The following is a 12,029-nucleotide window of genomic DNA, read 5'->3' as shown; positions in this document are numbered from 1 at the left end:
TCAACGCATGTGCACGGTGTAGCGCAGGTGCGTCGTCTTCGGCGAGGGCTCTGAGCCGACGAGCTGAAGGGTTATCCGTTCCGCGTCCACATCGTCGAACAGGCGCACGCCCGCGCCGAACAGCACGGGTGAGAGCGCGATGTGGAACTCGTCGATCAGTCCGGCGTTGAGGTACTGCAGGATGACATCGGCGCCGCCGGAGATGCGAACGTCCTTGTCGCCGGCCGCCTCGCGAGCTCGATCGAGTGCCGACCCGATGCCGTCATTCACGAAGTGGAAGGTGGTGCCGCCCGGCCGCTCCCATGGCTCGCGCCTCTCGTGGGTCACGACGAACACGGGCGTGTGGAACGGTGCCTCCTCGGGCCACATCCGCTCGCCCGCGTCGAACATGCGCTTGCCCATCACGCTCGCACCGGTGCGCTCGAACGTCTCTCGCACGATGTCGTTGTCTCGCCCCTCTTCGCCACCGGTGCCGATCTTGAGGTTCTCGCGGAAGTGCCGCTGCCGGAACACCCATTGTTGCAGTTCCATCCACTGCTGACCCATGAGTTCCTCGGAGGACTCCGGTGCGATGTACCCGTCGAGCGACATCGACACGCTGAAGAAGACGGTCCCGGCCATCAGTTCTGCTGCCCATCCCGAAGCGCCCGCTCCACGTAGGCGGCGAGGTTGCCCAGGGTCTGCCGGCCGCCCTCGATCGCTCCGTACGTCGACACGGCTTCGTCACGCAGCTCCGTGGTGGGAAAGAGCGTCCGCATCTCGATGCGAGTGCTGTCGCCCTCGGGCGCGAAGGTGAGGACCGACTCGAAGGCGTTCGGGTCATCGCGGTGCTCACCGTGAAGCATCGCAATGCGCTCGGGGACGACGATCTCGGTCCAGGTGATCCATTCGCTGTAGTCGGTGCCGTCGGGGCCGTGCATGACGAAGACCCACTCGCCGCCGAGACGGAACTCGAACGAACGCGTCGTTGTCGTGAATCCTTCGGGCCCCCACCACGCGGACAGATGCCGCACCTCGGTGAAGGCCTCGAACACGAGCTCGCGCGGGGCATCGATCACGCGCGAGATCACGATCTCCCGTTCTGCGGTGTCGGACTGCGCCTGTGGTCCGGTCGTCATCATCAGCTTTCTCCTTGCCGTTCCTGCTTGAGTTCCTGCACGTACGCATCCAGCCGGTCGAAGCTCTCGCTCCAGAACTGCTCGAAGCCGCCGGTCCATTCGTGGACGGCCCGCAGCCCCCGAGCGTCGAGACCGTAGACCCGTTGCTTGCCCGCCTTGCGGTCTCGCACCAGCCCGACCTCTCGCAGCACCCGAAGGTGCTTGGACACCCCGGGTTGGGGCATCGCCAATTCTTCGGCGACCTCTGCCACCGGACGCTCGCCGGCGCGCAGCAGCGTCAGGATCTCCCGACGCCGCGGCTCCGCGATCGCATTGAAGACATCGGAGGTCGTTGCTGCTCGTGCCATGTCGTTAACATATACCCATATGGGTAGATGTTACTAGCGGCGTCCTCGGCGAACTCCGCTGGACGAAACACGAAGTGGCGGCACCGGTATGGTGCCGCCACTTCGCTATTACCCAGAGGGCGGTACGCATCCTGGAGAGTGTCGCCCGTCAGGATGCGAGCTGTACGCTACTCCGCGGCGTGCACCTCGGCACGGCGTCGCGACGTGACGAACGCGCCAGCGCCGAGGGTTGCAAGCAGCACGCCGAGGAGAACCAGGCCGCCGGCGACCTGGCCGCCGGTGACAGCCAGCCCTCCGTCGGACGGTGCAGGGGGTGCAGGCGCTGGCGGCACGTTGTGCACCGTGCAGAGCGCCGAGCCGTCAACGCATTGCTCTGGCGGCAGTTCACCGCCAGGGACCACGAAGTTGCCCAGCGCGTTGTCACCACGCTCACCGTCGGCGTTCACCATCACCGAGTAGCTCACCGTGACGACCTGGCCGGCGGCCAAGGTGCCGTCGACCGAGAAACGGCCATCGACGATGCCCGAGACTGTCAGCGCCGCGTCCGAGGCGACCGGAGCGGCCGTGATCGTCGCGTCGTCGAGCACGCCCGAGATGACGTCGTCGCGGTCCACGTCGGCGCTCACGGCGCCGACGTTCTCGAACGTGATCGTGTACGTCACGACGTCGCCCGGGAGGACGGTCGAGCCGGACTCGGGGTCGGCCGATTTGTCGACGACGATCTCGGATACCGGGTGCTCGGTGCAGAGCACCGAGTCCTCGAGGCACTCCTCCGGCGGCAGCTCGCCACCAGGTACGACGAAGTTGCTCAGCACGTTGTCACCACGCTCACCGTTGGCGTTCACCATCACCGAGTAGCTCACCGTGACAACCTGGTCCGGGGCCAAGGTGCCATCGACCGAGAACCGGCCATCGGCGATGCCCGAGACTGTCAGCGCCGCATTCGAGGCGGTCGGAGCGGCCGTGATCGTGGCGTCGTCAAGGATACCCGTGATCACGTCGTCCCAGTCGACGAGTCCGCTCGCTGCGCCGATGTTCTCGAACGTGATGGTGTAGGTCACTACTTCGCCCGCGACGACGGTCGAGCCGGACTCGGGGTCGGCCGACTTGTCGACGACGATCTCGGGCACGTAGTGCTCGGTGCAGAGGGTCGAGCCCTCAACGCACTCCTCCGGCGGCAGCTCGCCACCAGGGACCACGAAGTTACTCAGCGCGTTGTCACCACGCTCACCATCCGCATTCACCATCACCGAATAGGTGACCGTGACGACCTGGGCCGCGGCCAAGGTGCCATCGACCGAGAACCGGCCATCAACGATGCCCGAGACGGTCAGCGCCGCATCCGAGGCAACCGGAGCTGCCGTGACCGTCGCGTCGTCGAGCACGCCGTCGATCACGTCGTCGTAGTCGACCACGCCATCGGCGTCACCGGTGTTCTGGAACGTCACGGTGTACTCCACCGTCTCCCCCGCGAGTACGGTCGACCCGGGCGCCGGGTTTGCGGACTTCGTCACGACGATCTCGGGTGCACGCGCGGCGACGGCGACCGTCTCGACCTCGGCGACCGTGCGGTACGTCCACTCCTGCACGATTCGCGTGTCGCCGTAGGAGCCGTTCAGGCCGTCGTTCCGGTTGGACAGCAGCATCGTCCCGCAGCCATCCCAGCCATGCACCCCACCGGAGGAGTCGACACCCTCGAGTGCGCTCGCGGCGTCCAGCGGTCCCGAGCAACGCGCAGCCTGCTGCGTGTTGATCACCGTGTCGTCCCAGTACAGGGTCGAGTTGCCCGCGTCGGGACCTCGCGTCGAGACGACCTCGATGCCACCCGTGCGCACCTCGACGTCGCTGTTCGTGAAGTGGATCTCGCCCGCGCGGTCGATGTCGGCGCGAACGGTGATCGGCTGGCTTGCAGGGATCGGATTGCCCAGGCCGTCGAGGCCGTCGAACGTGTAGGAACCGTCCGGTGTCACAGCCGCGTACGGGATCGTTCGATCCTCGGGGTCGTCGTAGCTGCCGTTGCCGTTCGCATCGATGGCGATGTTCAGCGTGCCGACGAAGTTGACGACGTCGAACGTCACCACGCCCGCCTGCTCCGTGCCCGACGTCGGCGTGAAGGTCAGGTTCGTGATGTCCGGCTCGACCACGGGCGGGAGGATCCAGTCCGTCGTACCGTCGAATCGCGTGGCGCTGGCGGGCAGGTCGGCGGCAGGCTCGTCGAAGAAGAGCTTGTACTGCGGGCCGCAGTCGGTGCCTGCGATCGTGTACGGGGTCGCGAACGGGCCCAAGTTCGCCTGCACGCTCTCGTAGATCGGTGCGCAGTTCGGCGCATCACGGACGCCGATCGCATTCGCCCGGAAGATCGAGTCCACGCCGTTGAAGCCGAAGTACGTCGCGCGGTACTGGTCACCGGTGACCGCCTGGTAGTGGAACGTGAAGTCGGCGGTTTCTTCCCCGGCCTGGAACATCGTGTACCCGTTCGTCCAGACGCGTCCCGGCACCTCGACACCAGCGTCGCGGACGGTGATGTCCCAGCTGACGACCCGTCCGCCCACGGCGGCGTCAGCCGCGATGTAGCTGATCGCCCAGATCCCATCCGACGCAGCGGTCAACCCGTCGAAGCCACACTCGAAGCCCTCCGTCGCCGTGGCCGGGATGACGCACGTGTCCGGGGTAGCCCCCGGCCGGCTGACGGTCACGGTGGCCTCACCGCCGAACTGCGTCAAGTGCGACTGGATGAAGCTCACATCGACCGTCTCGCCCGCCTCGACGTACGCGTGAAACGTGCCATTATTCCGGATGAACGTGTTGTCGGGAGACGACTCGGCGTGCGCAGCCGGCGCCGCGAACGGCACCACCAGTGCGACGAGTCCGAGCAGTACGGCCACGACGAGAGCGAAGGCGCGCTGCGGCCATGAATTCGATGTGATGTCGGCTGCGCGGCCGGACGGGAACGCGGGCATCAAGACCTACCTTGCGAAGGGGGCCCTGAGCGATGTCGCGCAGCGCCGACCGATCTGCGACCTCCCCGGGGGACGTCCATCCTCGCGACACGAAGATTCTTCATCCAACCACACCAGCGCGAACGACATACACCCGGCCGTGCCCCTTTCGCGGCGCGACGAAGATCAGGACGGCAGCAGCACCCGCAGCGACGCGGTGGTGAGGATCTCACGCACGTCGCCGGATTCGGCGATGTCGGCGTTGTGCGAGGTCGAGTTCAGCAGACCGAAGACGGCATGCATGACGATCTGCAGATGCGCGACCGGCACGTCAGGGCGGATGCGGCTGACGACGTCGACCCAGAGGTTGAGGTACTGCCGCTGCAGCATCCGCACTCGGCGGTTCGCGTCATTCGGGAGGGTACCCAGCTCGCGATCCTGCACGCGGATGACGTCGCGGTGGGCGAGAGCGAACTCGAGGTGGAAGTCGATGAAGTCCGCCAGAAGCGCATCGTCGGACTCGTGCGGCGTCTCGACGATGTCCTGCGCACCCTGCAGGAGGTACTCACTCGTGCCGAGGAGGATCTCCTCGAGCATCGCCTCTTTGCTCGGGAAGTGACGGTAGAGCGCCGGGCCGCTGACACCGATGGCTGCTCCGAGCTCGCCGATCGAGACGGCGTGGAACCCGCGCTCGGCGAACAGCCGCGCCGCCGCGTCGAGGAATCGCCGACGCGTCCGCGCTTTTCCTGTCGCTCGCGCCGTTGCCATCACGTCCCGATGCTATCGCTGTCTGGACATTCCGGTGAACGGTCGATAACCTGTATTTCAGTTATCGCCCATTCACCAAGTGGCGGGGCAATGTCGCCACGCGCACCCCCGAGGAAAGTGGGTCCCCATGTCAGAGTCGCTGCAGTCCGAGCTGCCCGACGAGTACCGCGAGCTGTCGGCGTCGGTGCGTGACTTCGCGAACCAGGTCGTCGCGCCGGTGTCGGCCGAGCACGATCGAGCGCACTCCTTCCCCTATGAGGTCGTCGCCGGCATGGCCGACATGGGCCTCTTCGGCCTGCCCTTCCCCGAGGAATACGGCGGGATGGGCGGCGACTACTTCGCGCTCTGCCTCGCTCTGGAAGAGATCGCCAAGGTCGACCAGAGCGTCGCGATCACCCTCGAGGCGGGAGTCTCGCTGGGGGCGATGCCGGTATACCGCTTCGGCACCGAGGAGCAGAAGCAGCAGTGGCTGCCGCAACTCGCCTCGGGCGAGAAGCTCGGCGCGTTCGGCCTCACCGAACCGGACGCCGGCAGTGACGCCAGCGGCACGCGCACCACGGCGCGCGAAGACGCAGACGCGTGGGTGATAAACGGCAGCAAGCAGTTCATCACCAACTCGGGAACCGACATCACCTCGCTCATCACGATCACTGCAGTCACCGGCGAGAACGCGAAGGGCAAGGAGATCTCCACCTTCCTGGTGCCCGCCGGCACCCCGGGCCTCACGGTCGCTCCGCCGTACGACAAGGTGGGCTGGAACGCCTCCGACACGCACGGTCTGTCGTTCGACGACCTGCGGATCCCCCGTGAGAACCTCCTCGGCGAGCGCGGCCGCGGCTATGCGAACTTCCTGCGGATCCTCGATGAGGGCCGCATCGCGATCGCCGCCCTCGCCGTCGGTGCGGCGCAGGGCTGCGTCGATGAGAGCGTGCGCTACGCGAAGGAGCGCCGCGCCTTCGGCACCAACATCGGCAGCCACCAGGCGATCGCCTTCAAGATCGCGCGGATGGAGGCTCGGACTCATGTGGCGCGTCGCGCCTACTATCAGGCGGCGGCCCTGCTGTTGGCGGGGAAGCCTTTCAAGCACGAGGCGGCCATCGCGAAGCTCATCGCGAGCGAGGCCGCGATGGACAACTCCCGCGATGCCACGCAGATCTTCGGCGGCAACGGCTTCATGAACGAATACGTCGTTGCCCGCCACTATCGCGACTCGAAGATCCTCGAGATCGGCGAGGGCACGAGCGAGGTGCAGCTGATGCTCATCGCCCGCGGCCTCGGGCTCTGAAGCGGCGGGTAGGCTCGCCCCATGAGCAGCAATGACGCCGTCATCGTCGCCGCCAAGCGCACGCCGGTCGGGGTCGGCAAGCCCGAGAAGGGCAGCCTCTCCGGCATCCACTCGGTCGATCTGTCGACCCACCCGATCCGCGCCGTGCTCGCCGAGACCGGTGTCGATCCGGCGCTGATCGAAGACGTCATCTGGGGCTGCGTCTCGCAGGTCGGGGAGCAGTCGTTCAACGTCGGGCGCAACGCCGCGCTCGCTGCGGGCCTTCCCGAATCGGTGCCGGGGCGAACCGTCGACCGGCAGTGCGGCTCCTCCCAGCAGGCGATCCAGGATGCCGCGGCATCCCTCATCGCCGGATACGCCGACGTCGTGATCGCGGGCGGCGTCGAGGTGATGTCGCGCACGCCGATGTTCTCGAGCACCGGCGGTCGCGACCCGTTCGGCCCGCTCATGCACGAGCGGTATCCCGACCTCGGCAACCAGGGAGTCGGTGCCGAACTCATCGCCGCCAAGTGGGGTCTCGGCCGCACCGAGCTCGATCGCCTCGCCGTCGAGTCGCATGCCAGGGCGGCGGATGCCGTGGAGCAGGGCCTGTTCGACGAAGAGATCGTTCCGGTACCGACCGAGGTCGGCGAGGTGACGACGGATCAGGGCATCCGGGCCGGCAGCACGGTCGAGAAGCTCGCCACGCTGCCGACGCCGTTCCGGGAGGACGGCGTGATCTCGGCCGGCAACGCCTCGCAGATCTCCGACGGTGCGGCGGCGGTGCTCATGATGACGAGCGCGAAGGCCGCGTCGCTCGGATTGCGTCCGATCGCCCGCGTGCACAGTGTGGCCGTGGTGGGATCCGACCCGATCCTCATGCTGACAGGGCCCATCCCTGCGACGGCGAAGGTGCTGGAGCGGGCAGGGCTCAGCATGTCCGACATCGGGGCGTTCGAGGTCAACGAGGCGTTCGCGTCCGTGCTCGGTGCGTGGCTTCACGAGACCGGCACCGACCCGGCGATCGTGAATCCGCGCGGCGGCGCGATCGCTCTCGGGCACCCGCTCGGTGCGTCCGGCGCACGACTGACGACGACCCTCCTGCACCACATGCGCGCGAACGGCATCCGCTACGGCCTGCAGACGATGTGCGAGGGCGGCGGCATGGCGAACGCGACGATCTACGAACTGCTCTGAGCCTGCGCTGGCCGCTCACGCCGCTCTCGCCGCTCTCGAGCAATCCGGTGTGAACCCGCCGGCATCGTCCGTGGCGGCCGCACAATGGACGCATGGGACTGTTCCAGCACCGGCCGGAAGAACATGAGAACGTCTGGGCGGGTCTACCCGCCGAGCCGCGCGGAACCGAGGACGCCGTCGACGACCTGGCCGTGACGGCCGTCGACCCGCTGACCGTGGGCCTCGGCGCCTCGTACACCTCGATCGTGTTCCCCGTCGCGCCGCCGACGCCGGAAGCCGTCGTCTTCGAGAACGCCGAGCCGGAGAATCCGGAGGAGCCGGCGCCGTCGGATGGCCCGGACCACTCGGAGGTCTAGAGTGGCGCGCCCGGTTGCGGGCCTGCCGCGAAGATCCGGGCGTAGATCTCGTCGATGACGGTGTTCTTCGCGAGGTTGTATCGATCCGGATCAGATCGGTGCATATCGCCGAGCTCGCGCTTCATCGTGGCGTACCGTTCGCGGTCTTCGGGGTGCGTTCGGAGCCAGTCGCGGAACAGCAGATGCCGGATGGGTTCGCCGGCGCCTGCAGGCCAGACGTGCACGTTGCAGTCCCCCGCCTCGTTCACGAACAGGCGGTGACCGTGCCACCACGGCTCGCGGATCAGAATCCACATCCCCAGGGATTCGAGAGCGGGAAGGTAGTCATCCTCCGCATCGGCATCCGCAACGGTGACGTCGATGTCGATGATGGGTTTCGCAGCCAACTGCTCCACGGACGTCGACCCGACGTGTTCGATGCTGAGCGCGACCGGTCCCAACGCGTTGCTGATCGCAGCGCTCAGGTCCGCGAACCGAGCGGCCCAGTCTGCGCTCCACTCCACCACGTCGACCTCTGCGCGAGAAGCAGGGATGCGGCCGACCACGGCTTCTGCCATCTGCTCGGGCGTGCTCTGCAGCCGACGGGTCACCGATTCCGGCCACGAGGCCGTGCCGGGGGTCGTGAAGTCAGCATCGTTCGTCATCTTTCCTTCTCTCATGGGGAAGCTCTCCGCGCGATCTCGAACGTAGCAGCGCGGCGTCGCGGGTTCGCGTGGGCCTGACCGAACACGGATCGGGCCGGCCCGGTTCGCGGCCACCGATACGGTGGAGGGATGACCATCATCGCCGCCGCAGACGGCTCGGCCCTGGGCAACCCCGGACCGAACGGCTGGGCCTGGTACATCGACGACGACACCTGGGCGGCCGGCGGGTCACCGCACGGCACCAACAATCAGGGCGAGTTGCAGGCGGTGCTCGAGCTGCTGCGGGCGACGGCGGGAATCGACGAGAAGCTGATCATCGAGTGCGACAGCCGTTACGTGATCGACTCGGTGACGAAGTGGATGCCGGGCTGGAAGCGTCGCGGCTGGCGCAAGGCCGATGGCGCGCCGGTCCTCAACCGCGAACTGCTCGAAGGCATCGATGAGGCGATCCGCGGGCGTGATGTCGAGTTCTCGTGGGTGAAGGGTCACGCCGGCCACCCCCTGAACGAGGCGGCCGACGAACGCGCGAACGCTGCGGCCAAGGCGTATCAGCAGAAGCAAGAGCCGCGCAGAGGTCCCGGATTCGTCAAGGCCGAGGGTGCGGGCGCCGCCGTCGCCGCGGCGGCTGCGGTCTCAGCCGGGGCAGAGACAGCACGACCGGATGCCGGCGGCTCGACCCCTTCCGGCATCTCCGATCAGCGCCCCGCGGCAACCACTCGTCAGGCCGCGCCGGCGCAGACTCTGTGGGCCGAGGCATCCGACCTGCTCGAGGGACTCGATGCGCCCGCGGCCGATCCGGTCGAGCTGCACCTCGTTCTCTCCGCAGAAGAGCACGCCCGTCTGCAGGACAGAGCCGCCGCTCAGGGCATCTCGCTCGAAGAGGCGCTGCGCCGGCTCATCTGACCGAGGCCGGTCGACCGGGTGCCGGTCCTCCGGGCAACGCTTTGTCCCCGCCGGAGCGACTCGACCCCGACCCGCTCCGGACGAACGCCCAGACCGACGAGCCTGCCGGTCGCTCGACTCAGCACACCGAATCTCCCGAGCAACCGCAGCGGCACCGGCATCCTGCGGGAGCCGGTCGACAGCAGCGGGCCCTGGATACGCCGCTGCACGAACTGCGTCACCCGCGTCGGCCAGCTCCGCCTGCGCTGCACCCGTCGGAGGTCCGACGGCCGGGGCGTCTCGCCGCGGACGAGAATCGGAGCGAGCAGCCGGGCTGCGGCGACGGCGTCCTGGATCGCCAGGTTGATACCGACGCCTCCGGCCGGCGACATCGCGTGGGCGGCATCGCCGATGAACAGCAGCCCGTCGGTGTACCACCGGCGCAGCCGTTCGAGACGTACGCGCAGCAGGTGCACGTCCTCGAGCACGAGCGCGTCGACGGCATCCGACACCGGTGGCGAGATGCGCGCCACGCGTTCCTTCATCCGGCTGAGCCGATCGTCACCCGCCCAGGTGCCCGCCCCGATCACGTGAGCGACCTGGAAGAAATCGCCGCGATCGATCGTGATGAGCAGGCCGTCTCCGGCCTGCACGAACGGATGCCGGTCGCCCGGCGTCTTCGGCAGCCGGAACCACAGCACGTCCATCGATGTCGCGATCACGATCGGATCCACCCCGGCGGCCTCGCGGAGGGTCGAGTCGCGCCCGTCTGCGCCGACGACGAGGCGCGCACGGATCTCGACGTCGCCGTCGGTGCCGGTGCCCGCGACTCCGACGATGCGGTCGCCCGACCGGATGACCCGCTCGATCTTCGTCGACCGGATCAGCAGGAAGTTCGGATGCCGGTCGGCGGCGTCGGCGAGCAGGTCGAGGAAGTCCCACTGCGGCATGAAGGAGAGCACTCTCGTGCGTCCGGGCAGGCGGGTGAAGTCGGCGAGGGTGATCTCGGTGCCGCGCCAGCTGAGCGTCACACGATCCGTATCGGCGTGCGGTCGCGCGTGAAAGTCGTCGAGAAGGCCGAGTTCGTCGAGGATGTTCTGCGTCGATGGGTGGATGGTGTCGCCGCGGAAGTCGCGGAGGAAGTCGGCGTGCTTCTCCACGACGACGACATCGACGCCGGCGCGGGCGAGCAGCAGTCCGAGCATGAGCCCTGCGGGGCCTCCGCCGGCGATCACGCAATCCGTCTCCAGGTGAATGCTCATGCGGCAACCATCGCGCGCCGCATGCCATGATGCGAGCATGGTCAATAGATCGGCAGGGCGGCCCGAGCGGGGATTCGATGCGCGGCAACGCCTGCTGAAGGTGGCGCAGGCTCACTGGGACGAGGGCGACCTCGCGGCTGTGTCGTCTCGTCGCCTCGCGGCTGAGGCGGGCGTGAGCCACACACTGGTCAATTACCATTTCGGCTCGAAGGATGCCTTGATCGCGGCGGCGTTGTCGTTGCGAGTGGCCCCGCACCATGTCGTCGACGCCGCGAGAAGCGCCGACGGGCGTCTCGACGTGCCGCGACTCGTTCAGGGCCTGGTGTCGATCTGGGAGCACCCCGAGCACGGTCCGCGTCTCGTCGCCTTCGCGCGCTCCCTGGCGTCGGGCGGCGAGCGCTCCCGCGCGCTGCTCGGATATCTGCAGCACACCGTCTTCGATGCATTGGTCACGGAGTTCGGCCGCGAGCGCGCACGCGTCATGGCGACCGCCATCATCGGCGTGATCTTCGCGCGCTACATTCTGGAGCTGCCGGCGATGAGGGCGCTCTCGCCGAACGAGGTCGGCCGACACCTTCTCGGAATGCTGCGCTGACGGTACCGGCACCCGTGTACCTGGGGCCGGCCCGCGCGTACACTCGCACCATGTCGTCATCCGCGCGCACGTTCGGCCGAGTGTTCCTTGGCGCTTCTCTCGTGTTCGCTGGCATCTCGCACCTCACCTTCTCTCGCCGTGAGTTCCAGGCGCAGGTACCGCAGTCGATCCCGATCGACGCCGACGTGACGGTGCTGGCCTCCGGCGTCGCCGAGATCGGTATCGGATCCTCCCTGCTCTTCGCTCATGGCCACCGGCGCCTCGCGGGCACGATCGCCGCCTTGTTCTTCGTCGCCGTGTTCCCCGGCAACATCGCGCAGTGGATGCACCACCGCGACGGATTCGGGCTCGACACCGACATGAAGCGCTTCGTCCGCCTTTTGTTCCAGCCGGTGCTCGTCGCGCTGGCGCTGTGGTCGACCCGCGGCGCACGGCGCTGATCCGCCGCCGCTCGGGTTCACAACTCCTGATCCGCTGCCGCTCGCGGTTCACAAGGCCTGATCCCCGCCGCTCGCGGTTCACAAGGCCTGATCCCCGCCGCTCGCGGTTCACAACTCCTGACCGCTGCCGCTCGCGGTTCACAACTCCTCAATATCCCCGGCCGACAAGCAGAAACCGGCCGGCCCCGAGGGGAGCCGGCCGATTTCTGAGGAGTTG

Annotated in this window: 13 protein-coding genes; 6 read left to right on the top strand and 7 right to left on the bottom strand. The window is 67.7% G+C overall.

Annotation, left to right across the window (positions count from 1 at the left end; translation table 11 throughout):
- The 5 genes from RIN18_RS07605 to RIN18_RS07585 all read right to left on the bottom strand — a co-directional run bounded on the left by RIN18_RS07605 (position 1) and on the right by RIN18_RS07585 (position 5,172).
- Positions 1–621, bottom strand: coding sequence for a dihydrofolate reductase family protein (locus RIN18_RS07605; RefSeq protein ID WP_309103356.1), 621 nt, complete (start codon positions 619–621; stop codon positions 1–3).
- Entirely contained in the window at positions 621–1,121 is a 501-nt protein-coding gene (locus RIN18_RS07600) for an SRPBCC family protein (protein ID WP_309103355.1), read from the bottom strand. The genes RIN18_RS07605 and RIN18_RS07600 overlap by 1 nt, the downstream gene beginning before the upstream one ends.
- Positions 1,121–1,465: a metalloregulator ArsR/SmtB family transcription factor gene (locus RIN18_RS07595; RefSeq protein ID WP_309103354.1), complete on the bottom strand. Its 345-nt coding sequence runs from the start codon at positions 1,463–1,465 to the stop codon at positions 1,121–1,123. The genes RIN18_RS07600 and RIN18_RS07595 overlap by 1 nt, the downstream gene beginning before the upstream one ends.
- A gap of 167 nt (positions 1,466–1,632) precedes the next feature.
- Positions 1,633–4,425 (bottom strand): hypothetical protein, encoded by a 2,793-nt coding sequence (locus tag RIN18_RS07590; protein WP_309103353.1) that lies wholly within the window; start codon positions 4,423–4,425, stop codon positions 1,633–1,635.
- 165 nt (positions 4,426–4,590) lie between these two features.
- Positions 4,591–5,172: a TetR/AcrR family transcriptional regulator gene (locus tag RIN18_RS07585; protein ID WP_309103352.1), complete on the bottom strand. Its 582-nt coding sequence runs from the start codon at positions 5,170–5,172 to the stop codon at positions 4,591–4,593.
- Positions 5,173–5,299: 127 nt separating this feature from the next.
- On the opposite strand from RIN18_RS07585, the gene RIN18_RS07580 reads away from it, so the two are divergent.
- From RIN18_RS07580 to RIN18_RS07570, 3 genes are all read left to right on the top strand, one after another.
- Entirely contained in the window at positions 5,300–6,457 is a 1,158-nt protein-coding gene (locus RIN18_RS07580; protein WP_309103351.1) for an acyl-CoA dehydrogenase family protein, read from the top strand.
- 21 nt (positions 6,458–6,478) lie between these two features.
- Entirely contained in the window at positions 6,479–7,633 is a 1,155-nt protein-coding gene (locus RIN18_RS07575; RefSeq protein WP_309103350.1) for a thiolase family protein, read from the top strand.
- A 92-nt stretch (positions 7,634–7,725) separates the two neighbouring features.
- Entirely contained in the window at positions 7,726–7,989 is a 264-nt protein-coding gene (locus tag RIN18_RS07570; RefSeq protein ID WP_309103349.1) for a hypothetical protein, read from the top strand.
- On the opposite strand, the gene RIN18_RS07565 is transcribed toward RIN18_RS07570, so the two are convergent.
- Entirely contained in the window at positions 7,986–8,633 is a 648-nt protein-coding gene (locus tag RIN18_RS07565) for a GrpB family protein (RefSeq protein WP_309103348.1), read from the bottom strand. The genes RIN18_RS07570 and RIN18_RS07565 overlap by 4 nt on opposite strands.
- 129 nt (positions 8,634–8,762) lie before the next feature.
- Here RIN18_RS07565 and RIN18_RS07560 point away from each other — a divergent pair, with 129 nt between their 5' ends.
- Positions 8,763–9,536, top strand: coding sequence for a ribonuclease H (locus RIN18_RS07560; RefSeq protein WP_309103347.1), 774 nt, complete (start codon positions 8,763–8,765; stop codon positions 9,534–9,536).
- On the opposite strand, the gene RIN18_RS07555 is transcribed toward RIN18_RS07560, so the two are convergent.
- Entirely contained in the window at positions 9,494–10,777 is a 1,284-nt protein-coding gene (locus tag RIN18_RS07555) for an FAD-dependent oxidoreductase (RefSeq protein ID WP_309103346.1), read from the bottom strand. The two genes, RIN18_RS07560 and RIN18_RS07555, sit on opposite strands and share 43 nt — an antisense overlap.
- Positions 10,778–10,814: 37 nt before the next feature.
- Here RIN18_RS07555 and RIN18_RS07550 point away from each other — a divergent pair, with 37 nt between their 5' ends.
- Positions 10,815–11,372 (top strand): TetR family transcriptional regulator, encoded by a 558-nt coding sequence (locus tag RIN18_RS07550; RefSeq protein ID WP_309103345.1) that lies wholly within the window; start codon positions 10,815–10,817, stop codon positions 11,370–11,372.
- Positions 11,373–11,422: 50 nt separating this feature from the next.
- A complete protein-coding gene (locus tag RIN18_RS07545; RefSeq protein WP_309103344.1) occupies positions 11,423–11,812 on the top strand; it encodes a DoxX family membrane protein in 390 nt (129 codons plus the stop codon).
- The last annotated feature ends 217 nt before the right edge of the window (positions 11,813–12,029 follow it).

It is taken from the genome of Microbacterium sp., from assembly GCF_031179285.1.
In the GTDB taxonomy this organism is placed as follows: Bacteria; Actinomycetota; Actinomycetes; order Actinomycetales; family Microbacteriaceae; genus Microbacterium.
This window is presented reverse-complemented; position numbering and strand designations above follow the sequence as displayed.